The 17,725-nt window shown below is 68.5% G+C and carries 15 protein-coding genes; 7 read left to right on the forward strand and 8 right to left on the reverse strand.

Annotated features, from left to right (window positions below; genetic code table 11):
- The first annotated feature begins 8 nt into the window (after window positions 1-8).
- The 5 genes from I7S92_RS01320 to I7S92_RS01340 all read left to right on the forward strand — a co-directional run bounded on the left by I7S92_RS01320 (window position 9) and on the right by I7S92_RS01340 (window position 4,790).
- The gene (locus I7S92_RS01320; protein WP_197641667.1) at window positions 9-470 is read left to right on the forward strand and encodes a peroxiredoxin; all 462 of its coding nucleotides are present in this window, start codon (window positions 9-11) and stop codon (window positions 468-470) included.
- A gap of 44 nt (window positions 471-514) precedes the next feature.
- Window positions 515-1,324, forward strand: a complete 810-nt coding sequence (locus tag I7S92_RS01325) for a ferritin-like domain-containing protein (RefSeq protein ID WP_242070003.1) — start codon at window positions 515-517, stop codon at window positions 1,322-1,324.
- 190 nt (window positions 1,325-1,514) lie between these two features.
- Window positions 1,515-2,852 (forward strand): DUF5930 domain-containing protein, encoded by a 1,338-nt coding sequence (locus tag I7S92_RS01330; RefSeq protein ID WP_197641668.1) that lies wholly within the window; start codon window positions 1,515-1,517, stop codon window positions 2,850-2,852.
- Window positions 2,842-3,339: a bactofilin family protein gene (locus I7S92_RS01335; protein WP_197641669.1), complete on the forward strand. Its 498-nt coding sequence runs from the start codon at window positions 2,842-2,844 to the stop codon at window positions 3,337-3,339. Before I7S92_RS01330 ends, I7S92_RS01335 begins: the two co-directional genes overlap by 11 nt.
- A 44-nt stretch (window positions 3,340-3,383) precedes the next feature.
- The gene (locus tag I7S92_RS01340) at window positions 3,384-4,790 is read left to right on the forward strand and encodes an MFS transporter (protein ID WP_197641670.1); all 1,407 of its coding nucleotides are present in this window, start codon (window positions 3,384-3,386) and stop codon (window positions 4,788-4,790) included.
- On the opposite strand, the gene I7S92_RS01345 is transcribed toward I7S92_RS01340, so the two are convergent.
- The 4 genes from I7S92_RS01345 to I7S92_RS01360 all read right to left on the reverse strand — a co-directional run bounded on the left by I7S92_RS01345 (window position 4,783) and on the right by I7S92_RS01360 (window position 10,731).
- Entirely contained in the window at window positions 4,783-5,550 is a 768-nt protein-coding gene (locus tag I7S92_RS01345; protein ID WP_197641671.1) for a DUF2189 domain-containing protein, read from the reverse strand. The two genes, I7S92_RS01340 and I7S92_RS01345, sit on opposite strands and share 8 nt — an antisense overlap.
- Before the next feature lie 137 nt (window positions 5,551-5,687).
- Entirely contained in the window at window positions 5,688-6,815 is a 1,128-nt protein-coding gene (prfB, locus tag I7S92_RS01350; protein WP_197641672.1) for a peptide chain release factor 2, read from the reverse strand.
- Between the two features lie 60 nt (window positions 6,816-6,875).
- Window positions 6,876-9,431 carry a penicillin-binding protein 1A gene (locus I7S92_RS01355; RefSeq protein ID WP_197641673.1) on the reverse strand — a complete coding sequence of 852 codons (2,556 nt, stop codon included), beginning with the start codon at window positions 9,429-9,431 and terminating at the stop codon, window positions 6,876-6,878.
- 103 nt (window positions 9,432-9,534) lie between these two features.
- Window positions 9,535-10,731, reverse strand: coding sequence for an N-acetylmuramoyl-L-alanine amidase (locus tag I7S92_RS01360; RefSeq protein ID WP_197641674.1), 1,197 nt, complete (start codon window positions 10,729-10,731; stop codon window positions 9,535-9,537).
- Window positions 10,732-10,863: 132 nt separating this feature from the next.
- Between I7S92_RS01360 and I7S92_RS01365 the strand changes: the two genes are divergently transcribed.
- Entirely contained in the window at window positions 10,864-11,610 is a 747-nt protein-coding gene (locus I7S92_RS01365) for a DsbA family protein (RefSeq protein WP_242070004.1), read from the forward strand.
- 13 nt (window positions 11,611-11,623) lie between these two features.
- Here I7S92_RS01365 and I7S92_RS01370 read toward each other — a convergent pair whose 3' ends face one another.
- Entirely contained in the window at window positions 11,624-12,838 is a 1,215-nt protein-coding gene (locus I7S92_RS01370) for an MFS transporter (RefSeq protein WP_197641675.1), read from the reverse strand.
- Window positions 12,839-12,917: 79 nt separating this feature from the next.
- On the opposite strand from I7S92_RS01370, the gene I7S92_RS01375 reads away from it, so the two are divergent.
- Complete coding sequence (locus tag I7S92_RS01375; RefSeq protein WP_197641676.1) at window positions 12,918-13,808, forward strand: LysR family transcriptional regulator; 891 nt, start codon at window positions 12,918-12,920, stop codon at window positions 13,806-13,808.
- 73 nt (window positions 13,809-13,881) lie between these two features.
- Here the strand turns inward: I7S92_RS01375 and ispG are convergent, their stop codons facing one another.
- The 3 genes from ispG to hemA form a co-directional block, all read right to left on the reverse strand.
- Window positions 13,882-15,006, reverse strand: coding sequence for a flavodoxin-dependent (E)-4-hydroxy-3-methylbut-2-enyl-diphosphate synthase (gene ispG, locus I7S92_RS01380; RefSeq protein WP_197641677.1), 1,125 nt, complete (start codon window positions 15,004-15,006; stop codon window positions 13,882-13,884).
- A 71-nt stretch (window positions 15,007-15,077) separates the two neighbouring features.
- A complete protein-coding gene (locus I7S92_RS01385) occupies window positions 15,078-16,268 on the reverse strand; it encodes a helix-turn-helix domain-containing protein (protein WP_197641678.1) in 1,191 nt (396 codons plus the stop codon).
- A 124-nt stretch (window positions 16,269-16,392) separates the two neighbouring features.
- Complete coding sequence (gene hemA / locus I7S92_RS01390) at window positions 16,393-17,622, reverse strand: 5-aminolevulinate synthase (protein WP_197641679.1); 1,230 nt, start codon at window positions 17,620-17,622, stop codon at window positions 16,393-16,395.
- Window positions 17,623-17,725: the final 103 nt, after the last annotated feature.

Below are 17,725 nucleotides of genomic sequence, written 5' to 3' on the forward strand. Positions count from 1 at the left end.
AGCCGCCCATGATTTCCGAAGGAAGCACCGCCCCCGATTTCACCCTGCCCCGCGATGGCGGCGCGTCGATCACCCTCTCGGCGCTGCGGCCGGGCAAGGTGGTGCTGTATTTCTACCCCAAGGACGACACGCCGGGCTGCACGCTGGAGGCGCAGGACTTCACCGCCCGCCTGGCGGATTTCGCGGCCGCCGGGGTGACGGTGATCGGGATCTCGAAGGACAGCGTGAAAAGCCATGACAGGTTCTGCGCCAGGCACGGGCTGGGGATCGTCCTGGCCTCGGACGAGGGCGGGACGACCTGCGAGGATTACGGCGTCTGGGGCGAGAAGAAGAATTACGGCAAGACCTATATGGGGATCACGCGCGCAACCTTCCTGATCGACGGCGCGGGCAAGGTGGCGCGGGTGTGGCCCAAGGTCAGCGTCAAGGGCCATGCCGACGAGGTGCTGGCGGCGGCACGGGCGCTGTGACATAGGGCCCGGAACCTTTCGGAACGAGCTGCGGGAGCCGGGCGATGGCGCAGAGCCTTGCGGAAATGGCGGTCGAGGTGCTGACCACGGCAGACGGGCGCGCCAAGACCGCGCTCGGCCGGCGCCACGCGGCCGCCTGGTTCTCCGCGCGGGCGGCGGGCCGGTCTTTGCCCATTGGTCACGCGAACCCACCGGATCGCCCTGCCCGTCCCGACCGGCCCGAACTCCTGGCCCCGCGCGACGTGCCGCGCCGCCGTCCCGGCACCGAGGCGGGACGGCTCGCGCTTCTGCACGCCGTCGCGCATATCGAGTTGAACGCGGTGGACCTGCACTGGGACATCATCGCCCGCTTCACCGGCCAGCCGATGCCGCCGGGTTTCTACGACGACTGGGTGAAGGCCGCGGACGAGGAGGCGAAGCACTTCAACCTGATCTGCGACTGCCTCGAGGCGCTGGGCAGCCATTATGGCGCACTGCCCGCCCATGCCGGGATGTGGCGCGCGGCCGAGGACACGGCCGGGGACCTTATGGCGCGGCTTGCCGTCGTGCCCATGGTGCTGGAGGCGCGCGGGCTGGACGTGACGCCCGGCATGATCGAGATCTTCCGCAAGGCCGGCGTCACCGGGGCGGTCGCCGCGCTGGAGGTGATCTATGCCGAGGAAGTCGGCCATGTCGCCTATGGTTCGAAGTGGTTCAACTGGCTGTGCGGGCGGGACGGGCTGGACCCGAAGGAGGTGTTCCACGATCTTGTCCGCCGGCATTTCCACGGCGTTCTGAAGCCGCCCTTCAACGAGGAAAAGCGCGCCGAGGCCGGTCTGCCGCCCGACTTCTACTGGCCGCTGACCGGGGAATAGGCGATTTCTCGCCGATGAATTCCGGCGGCCGCGCGGGAAAACTCCTCATGTGGTCAAAATTGTTGCGAGGCTGAAATGCGCTGGGTAAGCAGTGCGCGGGCTTGGCCGACCGGCCGTTGCCGAACCGCCGCCCGGACTGCCGCCTAGACTGCCGCACGACCAGAAAGGCCCTGCAACGGATGATTTCAACGTGCTGAACCGCTTCGCCTACCGGATCCATCAGAGCCTGGAGCGGCATTTTCCCGAACAGCGCCTGTTCCTGAAATCCGACACCGAGACGCGCTTTGTCCGGCTGCGGCCGGTGACCCAGATCCTCGGCCTGGCCGGGGGCACGCTTGCGCTGGCCTGGACCATCGTCGCCACGGCGCTGATCATGATGGATTCGATCGGGGCCGGTTCGGCGCGCGAACAGTCCTTCCGGCAGCAGGCGATGTACGAGTCGCGGCTGAACGACCTCTCCGCCGACCGCGACCTGCGGGCCGAGGAAGCCGCCCGCGCGCAGGAACGCTTCAACATCGCGCTGGAACAGGTCTCGGAGATGCAGGAACGCCTGCTTTCCTCGGAGGACCGCCGCCGCGAGATGGAGACCGGGATCGACGCGATCCAGGAGACCCTGCGCCGCACGATCCGCGAACGCGATGAGGCCCGGGCCGAGGCCGACCGGGTGACGCTGGCGCTGAACGAGCAGGCCGGCGGCGCGACCGAGATGGGCCGCGCCCGCGACACGCTGGCGACGCTGGACTTCCTGACCGGCGCGCTGGGGGCCACGGCCGAGGCGCGGGACGAGACCCTGGCCGAGGCCGAGGCCGCGCGCGAGGAGACCCGGCTCGTCGCCGAGGAGAAGCGCGCGATCGAGATGCGCAACGACGCGATCTTCGCAAAGCTCGAGGAAGCGGTCACCGTCTCGATGGAGCCCCTGGACAACATGTTCCGCGAGGCGGGGATGTCGCCCGACGACCTGATCGATTCCGTGCGCAAGGGCTATTCCGGCCAGGGCGGGCCGCTGACGCCGATCGCGCTCTCGACCGCGGGCGGGCTGCCTTCGGCCGACGAGCTGCGCGCCAATGCGATCCTGTCGGGGCTGGACCGGATGAACATGTACCGGATCGCCGCCTATACCCTGCCCTTCGCCATGCCGGTGAAGGACAGCTTCCGCTGGACCTCGGGTTTCGGCTATCGCAAGGACCCCAAGGGCGCGGGCACCCGGATGCACGAGGGGACCGACATGGCCGGGGCCTATGGCACCCCGATCTACGCCACGGCCGAGGGCACGGTGACCTTTGCCGGCTGGCACTCGGGCTATGGCCGCCACGTCAAGGTGCGCCACGCCAACGGGATCGAGACGACCTATTCCCACATGTCACAGATCCGTGTGGAAGTGGGCCAAAGGGTCTCGCGCGGGGACCGGATCGGTGATATGGGCAATTCAGGCCGTTCCACCGGCACGCATCTGCACTACGAGGTTCACCTGAATGGAACTCCGGTGAACCCGATGACCTTCATAAAGGCAGCGAAGAATGTTTTCTAAGAGCCGCATCAACGAGCCGGGCCCGAAGGCCGAGGCCGAGAAGCCCAAAGCCCCGGAGACCCAGATGACCAAGCCCTCGATGGACTTCACCCCTTCGGCGCCGAAGGGCAAGGCCGCGGCCTCGGTCCTGTCCTCGGACCTGACGGTGGTGGGCAACCTGCGGACCACGGGCGACATCCAGGTCGAAGGCACGGTCGAGGGCGACATCCGCGCGCATCTGTTGACCGTCGGCGAAAGCGCGACAATCCGCGGCGAGATCGTGGCCGATGACATCGTGGTCAACGGCCGGGTGATCGGCCGGGTGCGCGGGCTGAAGGTCCGCCTCACCTCCACCGCCCGGGTCGAGGGCGACATCATCCACAAGACCATCGCGATCGAGAGCGGCGCGCATTTCGAAGGCTCGGTGCAGCGCCAGGAAGACCCGCTGGCGAACGGCCGTCCCACTCCGGCCGCCCCCGCGATGCCCGGCGTCGGCGACGGCGTCTGAGTTCACCGGACATGACCATTGCACGGGCATCGGGGCAAACCTCGGTGCCCGTTTCCTTTTGCGCCGAGGCTGACCGGCGCGTGATCCTCTGGGCGGCGATCCTGGCCTCCTCCATGGGGTTCATCGACAGTTCGGTCACGGCCATCGCCATGCCCGCGATGCGGGCCGCGCTGCACGCCAGCCTGGCCGAGGCGCAATGGATCAACACGGCCTATCTGCTGGCGCTCTCGGCGCTGGTGCTGGTCGGCGGCGCGGCGGGCGACCGATTCGGCATCGCACGGGTCTTCGTCGCCGGGATCTGGATCTTCGTCGCCGGATCGCTCGCCTGTGCCTTCGCACAGGACGCGGGCCAGATGATCGCGGCGCGTACGGTCAAGGGGATCGGCGCGGCGCTGATGGTGCCGGGCTCGATGGCCATGGTCTCGCGCGCCTGGCCGAGACAGCAGCGCGGGCAGGCCTTGGGGATGTGGGCGGCGGCCTCGACCATGACCACGGCGCTGGGGCCGGTCCTGGGCGGCGCGCTGATCACCTGGGGCGGAGAGTTGGGCTGGCGGCTGATCTTCGCGCTGAACCTGCCCTTGGGCCTGGCGGCGGTCTGGCTGATCCGGGGCCGCACGCCGGGCGACATCGGGCGGCCGGGGGTGCGGGTGGATGCGACGGGGGCGGTGCTGGCCTCGGTCGGGCTGGGGCTGCTGGCCTGGGCGCTGATCGCGCCGGGGGCGGGCTGGCCGGTCTGGACGCTGGCGCTGGCGGCGCTGGCCGGCTTCCTCGCCTGGGAGCGGGTGGCCCCTGCCCCGATGCTGCGGCTGGGCCTGTTCCGCAACCGGGTGCTGGCGGTGACCAACCTGGTCACTCTGGTCCTTTATTTCGCGCTGAACGGGGTGATGTTCTACCTGCCGATGGCCGCCGTCTCGGCCTGGGGGGTGAGCGAGCTGGAGGTGACCGCGGCCTTCCTGCCGATCTCGGTGCTGATCGGCCTTCTGTCGGCCCCGGCGGGGCGGATGGCGGACCGCTGGGGCGCGGGGGTGATGATGGCGGCGGGCTCGGGTCTGGTGGCCTGCGCCTATGCGGGGCTGTGGCTGGCGGCGCCGGGGGGCGCGTTCTGGGCGCATGTCGTGCCGCTGACGGCGCTGGCGGGGCTGGGCCTGGGGCTGGTCGTCGCCCCCCTGACCGCCGCCGCGATGCAGGGGGCCGAGGATGGCGAGCAGGGCGCGGCCTCGGGCATCAACAACGCGGTGGCGCGGGTCGCGGGGATGGTGGCGGTGGCGCTTCTGGGGCGGGTGGCGGCGCGGGCCTACGGGCCGGGCGCGCCGGGCTTTGGCCTGGAGGGAGATACGGCCACGCATCTGGCGGCGACGGGGGCGGCCTTTGGCAGCATTGCGCTGATCGCCAGCCTTGCAGCCGCGACTGCCGCCGTGCTGGCGCTGCTGGTGGCCCGTCCCGTCAGCTGATTGCGCGGCGGTAGAGATGCCAGCTGGCGTGCCCGAAAAGCGGCAGCACGACGAACAATCCCAGGAAGGCCGGGACCATGCCCGCAAAGAGGCAGACCGCGATCAACGCGCCCCAGCCCAGCATGATCCGCGGATTGGCCTGCACCAGCGCGAAGCTGGTCAGCATCGCGGTCACGAAATCCACCTCGCGGTCCAGCAGCATCGGCAGGCTGACCACGGTGAGGCAGAACAGCAGCGTCGCGAAAGCCGCCCCGACCGCCGTGCCGAAAGCCAGCATCGTCAGCCCCTCGGGCGTCAGGAACACCGCCAGCGAGGAGGAGACGTTGGTCATCGTCGCATTGCCGAGGAACAGCGCGAAGATCATGTGCGACAGGAAGTTCCAGAACAGGAAGTAGACCACGATCACCGCCGCGATGGCCGGGATCTGCCGGTCCTTCTGGCGCAGGATCACGCCGAAGACCTCGGCCGCGGTCAGGGGCTCCCCCGCCTCCAGCCGGCGCGAGATCTCGTAGAAGCCGCAGGCGATGAACGGGCCGAGGATCGGGAAGCCGGCGCTGGCGGGCAGGGTCCACCAGATCTGGCCGCTGGAGGTCATCGCCCAGGTGATCAGCCAGCCCCCCAGCACATAGACCGCCGCGAAGGCGAGGCCGTAAAGCGGCGCGCGGCGGAAGTCCTGCCAGCCAAGCGCGAGGCTGGCGCGCAGGTCCGATGGGTCGACCTCGTTGATTTCGGGCGTGGCGGGGGGATGGGTGGTGCTCATGCCGGAAGGTTAAGCGCGACAGGTTGTCGCAGGCAAGACAATTGCGGCGCTCCCCGCCCCGGCACTCAGCCGGGACTCCGGCCCGTATCGCCGACAAGGCGGCAGACGGACGCTCCCCGCAAGGGGGACGGACGCGCTCAGTCGACGTCGGCGAAATCGCCGCGTTTCTTGCCGGAGGCGTTCAGCGCCAGCGTCGCCGCCATGAACCCGTCAAGGTCGCCGTTCAGCACCCCTTGCGTGTCCGAGGTCTCATAGCCGGTGCGCAGGTCCTTCACCATCTGGTAGGGCTGCAGGACGTAAGAGCGGATCTGGTTGCCCCAGCCCGCGTCGCCCTTGTTCTCGTGCGCCTCGTTGATGGCCGCGTTCCGGCGGTCCAGTTCCTGCTGGTAGAGGCGCGACTTCAGCGCCTTCATCGCGATGTCGCGGTTCTGGTGCTGCGATTTCAGCGAGGAGGTGACCACGATGCCGGAGGGGAAGTGGGTGATCCGCACGGCGGAGTCGGTCTTGTTGACGTGCTGCCCGCCCGCGCCGGAGGACCGGAAGGTGTCGATGCGGATGTCCTTGTCCTGCACGTCGATCTCGATGTTGTCGTCGACCACCGGATAGACCCAGACCGAGCAGAAGCTGGTGTGGCGGCGGGCGGCGCTGTCATAGGGCGAGATGCGGACCAGGCGGTGCACCCCGGCCTCGGTCTTCAGCCAGCCATAGGCGTTCTTCCCGGAGATCTTGTAGGAAGCCGACTTGATCCCCGCGCCGTCGCCTTCGGATTCCGACTGCAGTTCCACGGTGAAGCCATGCGCCTCGGCCCAGCGGACATACATCCGCGCCAGCATCGAGGCCCAGTCGCAGCTTTCGGTGCCACCCGCGCCCGCGTTGATCTCGAGGAAGGTGTCGTTGCCGTCGGCCTCGCCGTCCAGCAGCGCCTCAAGCTCCTTCGCCTCGGCGACCTTGACCAGATCGGTCAGCGCGCCCTCGGCCTCGCGCACGATCTCGGCGTCGCCTTCCATCTCGCCCAGCTCGATCAGCTCGACATTGTCCTTCAGCCCGCCCGAGATCAGCTTGTAGGCGTTCACGGCGTCCAGCAGCGCCTGGCGGTCGCGCATCAGCTTCTGCGCCTTGGCGGGATCGTTCCACAGGTCTGGGGATTCGATCATCGCGTCGAATTCCTCAAGCCGGTGCGGCGCGGTTTCCCAGTCCATCCGCTGGGCGAGAAGCTTCAGCGTCTTCTCGATCGCCTCGATATTGGACTGGGTTTCGGCACGCATGGGTCGGTCCTGCTGGGTTGGTGCGGGCGGTCATAAGGGTTTGACCGCCGCACGGCAAGGTCAGTAGAGGCCGCCCGAGGAGACGGTGCCGAAATCGGCCTTCTTCGGCACCACCACGGTCTCGCCCTCGGAATTGGTGACGGTGGTGCCGCTGTCCGAGCCCTCGCCCTCGCCATAGGCGAACAAGGGCAGGTTGGAGCCCATGGCGAAACCGCCGTCCACCATCGCGCCAAGGCCGAAGATCGGCTCTTCGCCGTCGCGGAAATATTCGGCCACGACGTTGGGACCAGAGGCGTCGGGCGGCAGTTGCGCCCCGGTGAAACGGTCGATGTTGATGAAGTGGCCGCCGGGCGGGACCTGGAACTTGCCGCCGCCGTATTTCTTCACCGCATCTTCCATGAAGTCCTGGAAGACCGGAACGCAGAGCGTGCCGCCGAAGGCGCTTTCGCCCAGCGTCCGGGGCTGGTCGAAGCCGATGTAGCAGCCCGCCACAATGTTCGAGGAATAGCCGATGAACCACACATCCTTGGCGTCGTTCGTCGTCCCCGTCTTGCCCGCGATCGGCACCGGCAGGTCCAGACGGCTGGCCGAGCCGCGCTGCACCACGCCTTCCATCATGCTGGTCAGCTGATAGGCGGTGATCGCGTTCATCACCCGCTCGCGGTTCGAGGTGATGCGGACCCCCTGCCCCTCGGGCAGCATCGGGTCGGCGCAATCCTCGCAGGTGCGCTGGTCGTGGCGATAGATCGTGCGGCCATAGCGGTCCTGCACCCGGTCGACGAGGGTCGGCTCCACCCGCTCGCCGCCATTGGCGAACATGGCGTAGGCGGCGACCATCTTGAACAGCGTCGTCTCCTGCGCGCCCAGCGAGTTTGCCAGGAACGGCCCCATCCGGTCATAGACCCCGAAGCGTTCGGCATAACCCGCCACGGTCTGCATCCCGATCTCCTGCGCGATCCGGATCGTCATCAGGTTCCGGCTCTGCTCGATGCCGGTGCGCAGGGGCGTGGGCCCATAGTATTTGTTCGAGGCGTTCTTCGGCGTCCACAGACCTTGCGGCGTCTCGATCTCGATCGGGGCGTCGACGACGATGGTGGCCGGGGTGAACCCGCTGTCCAGCGCGGCGGCATAGACGAAGGGCTTGAAGCTGGAGCCCGGCTGGCGCGTCGCCTGGGTGGTGCGGTTGAAGACCGAATCCTGGTAGGAGAAGCCGCCCTGCATCGCGAGGACCCGGCCGGTGTTCACGTCCATGGCCATGAAGGCGCCCTGCACCTCGGGAATCTGGCGCAGCGACCAGCGTTTGAAAGTCCCATCTTCGTTCGTCACGGCGCGGACCAGCACCACATCGCCGACCGACAGCAGGTCGCCCGCGACCTTGGCCTTCGGGCCGCGCTTGCCGTCGGCCTGGAGCTTGCGCGCCCAGGTCACATCCTCGGCCGGGATGAAATGGCCGTCCTCGTCCTCGGCCACGCCCTCGATGCCGATGCGGGCGTCGTTCTCGCCGACCGACAGCACCACGGCCGGGAACCAGCTGGGAATGTCGCGCGGCACTTCCAGCGCGGCAAGTGCGGCACGCCAGTCGGCCTCGGAGCCCAGCTGCTCGGCCGGAAGGGTCTTGCCGGTGCCGCGCCAGAGGCCCTGGTTGCGGTCGTATTGCTCCAGCCCCTTGCGCAGCGCGGCGGCGGCATCATCCTGCAGGTCGGGATCGACGGTGGCGCGGATCGTCAGGCCGCCGGAGAAGAACTCCTCCTCGCCGAAGGTGCCCGAGAGCTGGCGGCGGATCTCGTCGGTGAAATAGCCGCGCGGGGGCAGAGATTCCCGGAACGCCTCGAAATCGCCGTTCTGCACCGTCTCCAGCGGGGCCGCGATCGAGGTGTCGTAGGTCGGCTGGTCGATGAACCCGTTGTCCAGCATCTCGCCAAGGACATAGTTGCGCCGGGCGATGGCGTCCTCTTTCTGGCGCACCGGATGCAGGTTGCCGGGACGCTGGGCGAGGGCCGCCAGATAGGCGACCTCGGCCGGGGAAAGCTGCGAGAGGGTCTTGTTGAAATAGGTCTGCGCCGCCGCCGCGACGCCATAGGAGTTCTGCCCGAGGAAGATCTCGTTCAGGTAGAGCTCCAGGATCTTCTCCTTGCTCATCGCGGTCTCGACCCGCGCGGCCAGGATGATCTCCTTGATCTTGCGCTCGGCCGTCCGGTCCGAGGACAGAAGGAAGTTCTTCATCACCTGCTGCGTGATGGTCGAGGCGCCCCTGACCCGCTCGCCCCGGGTGCGCACCGCCTCGACCAGGGCCGCGACCATGCCGCGGGTGTCATAGCCGTGGTGGGTGTAGAAGTTCTTGTCCTCGGCCGAGATGAAAGCCTGCTTCACCAGGTCGGGAATATCCTCGGCCGGGGCGAACAGGCGGCGTTCGCGGGCGAATTCGTCGATGATCTCGCCCTCGCCCGAGTAGATCCGGCTGATCGTGGCGGGGGTGTATTGCGCCAGGCTCTCGTGGCTGGGCAGGTCGCGGGAATACATGTAGAAGATGCCGCCGACCGTCAGCGCGGCAAAGACCATGCCCAGGGTCAGCGCGGTGAAGATGCCACCCAGTACATTGCCGACGAAACGTAGCACCCGCCACTCCCCTTGATTGCCGGTCCCGCAGTATACCAGACGCGCCCCAAGGTCAAAACCTTGGCCGGTCACATCCGGGTGCGGCAGCGGCCTTCCGCAATGGTCACGGCGCGGCGGCGGCGCGCAGGGTGGCGTCCTCCTCCGCCCAGGCCAGGATCGCCTGGCGCAGCGCCCCCACCATACGGGCGCGCCATTCGGGATCGTTCAGCCGGGCGTGATCGCGCTCGGAGGACAGGAACCCGACCTCGAGCAGGATCGAGGGGATGTCGGGCGATTTCAGCACTGAAAAACCGCCGGTCTGCGAGGGGTTGCGGTGCATGCGGATGTCGGCGCCCTTGATCGCGGCGACCATGGCCTGCGCCAGCCGGTCGTTCCGGGGCATGGTCTCGGTCCGCGCCATGTCCATCAGGACCTGCGCCACCACGTCGTCCTGGTCGGAGAGATCCACCCCGGCCAGAAGGTCGTCGCGGTCGTGCCGCTCGGCCAGGGCTTCGCTCGCGGCATCGCTGGCCTCCGCAGCCAGGGTGTAGACCGTCGCCCCCTGCGCCTCGCCCTCGGCCAGCGCGTCGGCGTGCAGCGAGAGAAAGAGATCGGCCCCGGCGGCGCGGGCGATCGAGGTGCGGGTCTCGAGCGGCACGAAGACATCCTCCTCGCGCGTCATCGCCACCGAGAAGCGGCCGTCGCGCAAGAGCGCCTCCTTCAGCTCGCGCGCGAAGGTCAGCATGAGCCCGGCCTCGGTCTGCCCGTCGCGTTCGGCGCCGGGGTCGATGCCGCCATGGCCGGGGTCGAGGACCACGGTGATCGGCCCGCCGCCCTGGGGCAGCGGGATCGGCAGCACGGCCGGATCGGGGGCGGCCCATTCCGGCAGGTCGGTACGCGCGGCCTCGGCGGCAAAACCGGCGGGATCGGTCGGGACCAGCGCCAGCCGGATCGCCGCGCCGCTGTCCCCGGTGACCATCTCGGCCGCCTCCAGCCGGCGCGGGCCGTCCAGTTCGACCACCAGCCGCGACCAGCCGGGGCGGAAGCCGCCCGCCCGCAGAGCGGCGACGCCGGGCGGCAGGGCCAGCGCCGCGGCCCCGGTCCAGTCGATCTCGCGCGCATCCAGCACCAGGCGCGGCGGCGCATCGAGAAAGCGGATGCGCCAGGGCGCGGGCTGGCTGAGGGCGAAGTCCAGCGTCAGCCGGTCGCCCTCGGCCGTGAGCGCCGAGGCGCCCGCGTCCAGCCGGGACAGCACCGACAACTCCTGCGCGGGGGCGGGCGTGGCAAGGGCAAGCAGGACGGAAAGAAGAAGCGCGCGCATGGGCCGCTTCATGCCCGCAGACGGCGGAGATGTAAATTCCGCGGCATCACAAACCGGCGAACTGCGGCGGGGCGGGTTGATCTTCCAGCCGCCCCGGCCCATCCTCGCGCCCGCATTCCAGAGGAGACCCCGATGCCCCCCATGCGCCGCCTTGCCGCGACGGCCCTTCTGACCACGGGCCTCGCGCTCCCCGCCCAGGCCGAGATGACGCCCGAGGAGCGCGCGGCCTTCCGTGAGGAGGTGCGGGCCTATCTCCTTGAAAATCCCGAGGTCCTGGTCGAGGCGATGGATGTCCTCCAGTCGCGCGAGAACGAGGCCGCCGCCAACCGCGACCTGCAGATGCTGGCCGACAACAAGGCCGCGATCTTCGAAAGCGCCGACGACTGGGTCGGCGGCAACCCGGAAGGCGACGTGGTGCTGGTCGAATTCATGGACTACCGCTGCGGCTATTGCCGCAAGGCCTATTCCGAGGTCGAGGAACTGGTGAAGTCGGACGGCAACATCCGCTTTGTCGTCAAGGAATTCCCGATCCTGGGCGAGGCCTCGCTCATGTCGTCGCAATTCGCCATCGCGGTGCGGCAGCTGCATGGCGACGCGGCCTACAAGTCGGTGCATGACGCGCTGATCGAGCTACGCGGCGAGCCGACAGTCGAAACGCTGACCCGGCTCGCGCAGGACCTCGGGCACGAGCCGCAGCCGATCCTCGACCGGATGAACGCGCCCGAGGTGATGTCGGTGATCCAGGCCAACCATGCGCTGGCCGACACGATGGAGATTTCCGGCACGCCGACCTTCGTGCTGAAGTCGATGATGCTGCGCGGCTATGTGCCGCTCGACTCGATGCGGCAGATCGTGGCCGAGGTCCGGGCTGAAGGCTGAGGGCTGGCCGCCCTCAGGCCTCGGCGAAGGCGGGTTCCGGGCGCAGCACATGCAGCGCCCAGAGCCCGCCCCCCAGCGCGATCAGCGCGCCGCCCACCACCGCGAAGGTCCCGGCCAGACCAAAGGCCGCCACCAGCGGCGCCGACGCCAGCGGCGAGGCGAACTGGCCCAGGAAGAAGGCCGTGGTCAGCAGGCCCGACGCCCTTCCCCGCATGGTCGCAGGCACCCGCGCCATGAACCAGGTCGTGTAGTTCGGCATCGATATCCCCATGCCCAGCCCCCCGATCATCGAGCCGGCCAGCACGCCCTGCCAGCCGCTTGCCGTGGCATGGGCCAGGAATCCGAGTCCGATCAGTGCGAAGCTCAGCCCGAAGATCACCATGGCCGACAGCCGCGCCCGGATCCGCCCGTACATCAGCGACATCGGCGCCGAGACTGCGACCAGCGCCGCCATCAGCGCCCCCACGACAAACGGGCTGGTGACCCCCAGCGCCTCGAGATGGAATGGGAGCCGGGTGGGTGTGACGTAGAAGGCGGTCTGGAACAGGAAGGCCAGGGGCGCGATGAAGGCATAGGCGGCCCAGGGGAAACGCGCGCTCGAGGTGCTGCGGTCGGCCGGGCGCCCCCGCGCGGCCTGCATCTGCCGGGCGCGGGGACCAAGGACGACGAAGGCCAGGGCCGCGATCGGCAGGATCAGCGCATAGACCGCGAAGGCCCCGCGCCAGTGCAGGCTGGCCAGCGCGCCTCCCGCCAGCATGAAGACGATCCCGGCGGCCGAGATCGCCGCTCCCTGCATCCCCAGGAACCGCGCCCGCGCCGGGCCATGCCAGAGGTCGCCGGCCCAGGTCATGCCCAGGTTCATCGTCCCCGCCACCCCCAGCCCCAGCGCCAGCCGCCCGGCCAGCATCCCCCACAGGCTTTCCGCCCAAAGGCCCGAGGTGCCCCCGATGCAATACAGCGCCGCCGTCAGGACCAGAAGCTTCTGCCGGTCCCAACGGTCGATCAACACGCCCATGACACCCGCGCTCAGCACGATGGCCAGCGACGGCAGCGTCACGATCAGCCCGGCCAGCGTGTCGATATGCGGCACGCCTGCGTAATGCTCACGCAGGCCCGGCAGCGACGAGGCCACCGTGGCATTCGCCATGATCGTCATCGACGCAAGGCCCAGAACGGCCGCTGTCACCGCCCCGCTGGGCGGCGTCTCTTGCGCATGGTCCATCTTCATTCCCCGAATTGCTTGCGGAAGGTGACAAAATCTATCAGGATGGACAAGACAGCCATTCATGCAAGGTGCGTCCAAAAATATGGACAAGGATCTCGACCTCTCCGCTTTGCGCGGCTTCCGCACCGTGCTGCGTGAAGGCTCGTTCTCGAGCGCGGCGCTGTCGTTGCGGATCCCGAAATCCACCCTCTCGAAACGCGTGGCCGACCTCGAGGCGGACCTTGGCGTCCGGCTGATCGAACGCTCGACCCGGACGCTGCGCCCGACGCAGGAGGGCGAGGTGCTCGCCGCCCGCGCCGACCGGCTTCTGGGCGAGGCCGAGGATATCCGCCGCGCGCTCGGCGAATCCGGCGGGACCCCGCGCGGGCATCTGCGGCTGGCGGTGCCGCAGGTGATCGGCAACCTCCTGATCGGCCCGGTCGCCGCCAGCTTCCGCGCCGCCCACCCCGAAGTGACGCTGGAGATCCACTTCCTCGACCGCGCCCCCGACCTTCTGGAGGAAGGTTTCGACGGCTGCATCCGGCTTGGCCCGCTGGAAGACAGCAGCCAGGTCGCCCGCCGTCTGCTGCATGGCCAGGGCTTTCTGGTCGCGGCGCCCGACTTGCCGGGGCTCGACCGGGTGCGCCAGCCGCAGGATCTGGCCGCCCTGCCCCAAGTCGGCCTCGCCGCGCCCTGGAACGGCGGGCTTGCCTTGCAGAATGGCGATGAGGAGGTGACGCTGATGCTGAACGCGCCCCTGCAGCTTGGCTCGCATATGGCGGTGCGGGATGCGGCGGTGGCGGGCGCGGGGGTCGCGATCCTGCCCCGGATGATCGCCCGGCCCGAGATCGCCTCCGGCAGGCTGGTGCGGGTCCTGCCCGACTGGGCCACGCCGCCCCGGGCGATTTCCTTCGTCTACCCTTCGGCGCAATCGGTCACCGCGCGGCTGCGCGCCTTCATCGACCATCTGGCGCGCGAGATCGGCGAGGATTAGCCCCCGGACCGCTCGTCGGGCACTTCGTGCACTCCTCGCCGACGAGTGCACGAAGTGCTCGAGGAGGGGCCGCCTATTCCGCCGCCAGCTTCTCGGCCGCCTCGATCTCCGCGGCCTTCTTCTCGACCAGTTCGACGATATGGTCGATCATCCGCTCATTGGACAGGGTATGGTCCTGCTTGCCGGCCATGTAGACCATGCCCTTGCCAGCCCCGCCGCCGGTAAAGCCGATATCGGTCATCAGCGCCTCGCCCGGGCCGTTCACCACGCAGCCGATGATCGACAGACTCATCGAGGTGGTGACATGCGCCAGCCGGTCCTCCAGCGCCGCGACGGTCTTGATCACGTCGAACCCCTGCCGTGCACAACTGGGGCAGGAAATGATCGTCACCCCCCGATGCCGCAGGCCCAAGGACTTCAGGATCTCGTAGCCGACCTTCACCTCCTCGACCGGATCGGCCGAGAGGCTGACCCGGATCGTGTCGCCGATCCCCATCCAGAGCAGGTTGCCGAGACCGATGGCCGATTTCACCGTGCCGGCCATCAGCCCGCCGGCCTCGGTGATCCCCAGGTGGATCGGCGCGTCGGTGGCCTCCGCCAGCTGCTGATAGGCCGCCGCCGCGAGGAAGACGTCCGACGCCTTCACGCTGATCTTGAATTCGTGGAAATCGTTGTCCTGCAACAGCTTGATATGGTCGAGGCCGGATTCCACCATCGCCTCCGGGCAGGGCTCGCCATATTTCTCCAGAAGGTGCCGCTCCAGCGAGCCCGCGTTCACCCCGATGCGGATGGAACAGCCGTGGTCCTTGGCCGCCCGCACCACCTCGGCCACGCGCCTGGCATCGCCGATGTTGCCGGGGTTGATCCGCAGGCAGGCCGCGCCCGCCTCGGCCGCCTCGATGGCGCGGCGGTAGTGGAAATGGATGTCGGCGACGATCGGGACCGGGCTTTCCGCCACGATCTCGCGCAGCGCCCGCGTCGAGTCCTCGTCCGGGGTCGAGACGCGGACGATATCCGCCCCGGCCACGGCGCAACGCTGGATCTGCTCGATGGTGGCGGTCACGTCGGTGGTCAGCGTGTTGGTCATCGTCTGCACGCTGATCGGCGCATCGCCGCCCACCAGCACCTTGCCGACCCGGACCTGCCGCGAAGGCCGGCGCTGGATGTTGCGCCAGGGGCGGACGGGGTTGTGGGTCATGGGTCAGGCTCCGCTGCGATGCGGCCACAAGAATAGGCGCCGCCAGGGACGGCGGCAACCTGCTGCGACGATTATTCCGTGACGGGGGTGTCCGGGGCCAGTCCCGCGGCATCCGCCGTGGCGAACCTGGCAAGGTCCGGGTCCTGCGTCAGGTCGGCCTGGGCGAATTTCTCCACCAGCGCCTCGGGCGAGAGCGCGATGTTCTTCACCACATTCGCCCCCGGCGCGGCCGGTCCGACCATGGCGCCATCGACCATGAAATAGACCGCGCCGGAATTGCCGGTGCGGAAGACGGCGGCCTCTTCCAGCGGCGGGACGGTGTAACGCTCGCCCGCGTCGAGGATCTTCTCGAACAGGACGGTGCCATCGGCCGCGTTGACCATGACCCAGGCCGGGCGCACCGCCAGCACCTCGACCCCCTGCTTGGCCTCGGCGACGACCTGGACCTCGGGCCCAAGCGCCGCGTCCAGCGCAAGATCCACCGCGGTGCCCGAGGGCGCATCCGCCAGAACCCCGGTCTCGCGCGGGTTGATCGCGGCGATCGGACCATCGCGCGAGGTCAGCACCGGCACGTCCAGCGCCTGCGGGCGATAGAGGCGGTCCATCACATCGGCGCCATCCGCCGTGTCGGCGGACCGGGTGCCGACCAGCGCCGGGGCGGCGCTGCCCGCATCCGACAGCGGGTCGATCTGGGCCACGACGCTGGGGGCCTCGTCCACCGGGGCCAGCTGGACGCGCTGCACCTCCTGCAGGACCGACCAGCCGCCATAGCCGATGGCCCCGATCAGCGCGACCAGCACCGCGATCGAGCCGATGGCCCCCGGCTCGACATGCGACCAGATCGCCTCGGCGCGCGGGATGAAGCTGGCGTTGGGATTGGCCAGCGGCTCGGCGAAGTCGGAGCGCCGCGATTTCACCGCCTGCTGCGGCGCCGAGATCGCAGAAAGACCATGCGCCACGGCATAGCCGGCCTCGTTGCAGAAGCGTTGGAAGGCCCATTCCGGGTCCATCCCCAGGTAACGGGAATAGGAGCGGACATAGCCGGCGACGAAACCGGGGGATTCGAAGGCCGAGAGATCCGCATTCTCGATCGCCGCGATATAGGTGGCCTTGATCTTCAGCTCTCGCTGGACGTCCAGCAGGGACTTGCCCAGCGTGGCGCGCTCGCCCCGCATCAGATCACCAAGCCGCAACTCGAAATCGTCAAAGCCTTTCGGCTTGTCTTCTTCGGTTGTCGAAGGTTTCGACCTCCAACCGATCATACTGGCCCCTGTCCCCTTCGGCGTATCCGCTGGCGTGAAGTCGCGCCACGCGCGACTCACCCTTCTTCGTGTTGGCGAAACGGTAACATACTTTCGTAGCGCCGAAACAGTGGCAGAGCGGGGGTCAGGCAACCGCCTCGGCGCGATTCAGCGCACACTGGCTCCACAGCCTGTCCATCGCCCGGACCAGCCGGTCGATCTCGCCCGGACCATGCACCGGCGAGGGGGTGAAGCGCAGCCGTTCCGTGCCACGCGGGACGGTCGGATAATTGATCGGCTGGACATAGATCCCGTGGTTTTCCAGAAGCATGTCCGACAGCATCTTGCAGTGCACCGGGTCGCCGACATGGACCGGGACGATGTGGCTGCCATGGTCGATGATCGGCAGGCCCATGGCCTTGAGCCGCGATTTCAGGATCCTGGCCTGGGTCTGGTGGCTTTCGCGCAGGCGCACGCCGCCTTCGCCCTTCAGGAAGCGAAGCGAGGCAGCCGCGCCGGCCGCCACCGCAGGGGGCAGCGAGGTGGTGAAGATGAAGCCCGGCGCATAGGAGCGGATCGCATCCACCATCTTGGCGCTGGCAGCGATATAGCCGCCGAAGACGCCGACGGCCTTGGCCAGCGTCGCGTTGATGATGTCCACCCGGTCCATCACCCCGTCGCGTTCCGCCACCCCTGCCCCGCGCGGGCCGTACATGCCGACGGCATGGACCTCGTCCAGATAGGTCAGCGCGTCGAATTCATCCGCAAGATCACAGATCTCCTTGATCGGGCCGAAGTCGCCGTCCATCGAATAGATCGATTCGAAGGCGATCAGCTTCGGCGCCTCGGGGTCGTCCTTGGCCAGAAGCTCGCGCAGATGCGCAAGGTCGTTGTGCCGGAAGATCCGCTTCTCGCCGCCGCCGCGCCGCACGCCCTCGATCATCGAGGCATGGTTCAGCGCGTCGGAATAGATGATCAGGCCGGGGAAGATCGCCCGCAGCGTCGAAAGCGTCGCGTCATTGGCGATATAGGCGCTGGTGAAGACGAGGGCGGCCTCTTTCCCGTGCAGGTCGGCCAGCTCGGCCTCCAGCCGCTTGTGCCAGACCGTCGTGCCCGAGATGTTCCGCGTCCCGCCCGAGCCCGCGCCGGTCGCGTCCAGCGCCTGATGCATCGCGCCCAGCACTTCGGGATGCTGACCCATGCCGAGGTAGTCGTTGCCGCACCAGACGGTGATTTCCTTCTGCGTCCCGTCCGGCCGGGTCCAGAGCGCATGGGGAAAATGGCCCTGCTGCCGCTCGATGTCGATGAAGGTGCGATAGCGGCCTTCGTCGTGCAGGCGTTTCAGGCTGGCGTCGAGCGCGCGTTCGTAATCCATGTCGTCGTCCTCGGTCCCTTTTGCGGCAGAATGACGATCTACCCGCATTGGTGCCTTGATTTCGGTCAAAGTCGCGGTTTTACCAAGGGGACGAATTGTCGCC

The organism is Tabrizicola soli (genome assembly GCF_015999335.1).
Classification (GTDB): Bacteria; Pseudomonadota; Alphaproteobacteria; order Rhodobacterales; family Rhodobacteraceae; genus Tabrizicola; species Tabrizicola soli.

What these genes read in the sequence shown, in the direction of transcription:
- I7S92_RS01320 (WP_197641667.1), top strand. Translation starts at nt 9, where the DNA reads ATGATTTCCGAAGGAAGCACCGCCCCCGATTTCACCCTGCCCCGCGAT.
- I7S92_RS01325 (WP_242070003.1), top strand. Translation starts at nt 515, where the DNA reads ATGGCGCAGAGCCTTGCGGAAATGGCGGTCGAGGTGCTGACCACGGCA.
- I7S92_RS01335 (WP_197641669.1), top strand. Translation starts at nt 2,842, where the DNA reads ATGTTTTCTAAGAGCCGCATCAACGAGCCGGGCCCGAAGGCCGAGGCC.
- I7S92_RS01345 (WP_197641671.1), bottom strand. Translation starts at nt 5,550, where the DNA reads ATGAGCACCACCCATCCCCCCGCCACGCCCGAAATCAACGAGGTCGAC.
- prfB (WP_197641672.1), bottom strand. Translation starts at nt 6,815, where the DNA reads ATGCGTGCCGAAACCCAGTCCAATATCGAGGCGATCGAGAAGACGCTG.
- I7S92_RS01360 (WP_197641674.1), bottom strand. Translation starts at nt 10,731, where the DNA reads ATGCGCGCGCTTCTTCTTTCCGTCCTGCTTGCCCTTGCCACGCCCGCC.
- I7S92_RS01365 (WP_242070004.1), top strand. Translation starts at nt 10,864, where the DNA reads ATGCCCCCCATGCGCCGCCTTGCCGCGACGGCCCTTCTGACCACGGGC.
- I7S92_RS01370 (WP_197641675.1), bottom strand. Translation starts at nt 12,838, where the DNA reads ATGAAGATGGACCATGCGCAAGAGACGCCGCCCAGCGGGGCGGTGACA.
- I7S92_RS01375 (WP_197641676.1), top strand. Translation starts at nt 12,918, where the DNA reads ATGGACAAGGATCTCGACCTCTCCGCTTTGCGCGGCTTCCGCACCGTG.
- ispG (WP_197641677.1), bottom strand. Translation starts at nt 15,006, where the DNA reads ATGACCCACAACCCCGTCCGCCCCTGGCGCAACATCCAGCGCCGGCCT.
- I7S92_RS01385 (WP_197641678.1), bottom strand. Translation starts at nt 16,268, where the DNA reads ATGATCGGTTGGAGGTCGAAACCTTCGACAACCGAAGAAGACAAGCCG.
- hemA (WP_197641679.1), bottom strand. Translation starts at nt 17,622, where the DNA reads ATGGATTACGAACGCGCGCTCGACGCCAGCCTGAAACGCCTGCACGAC.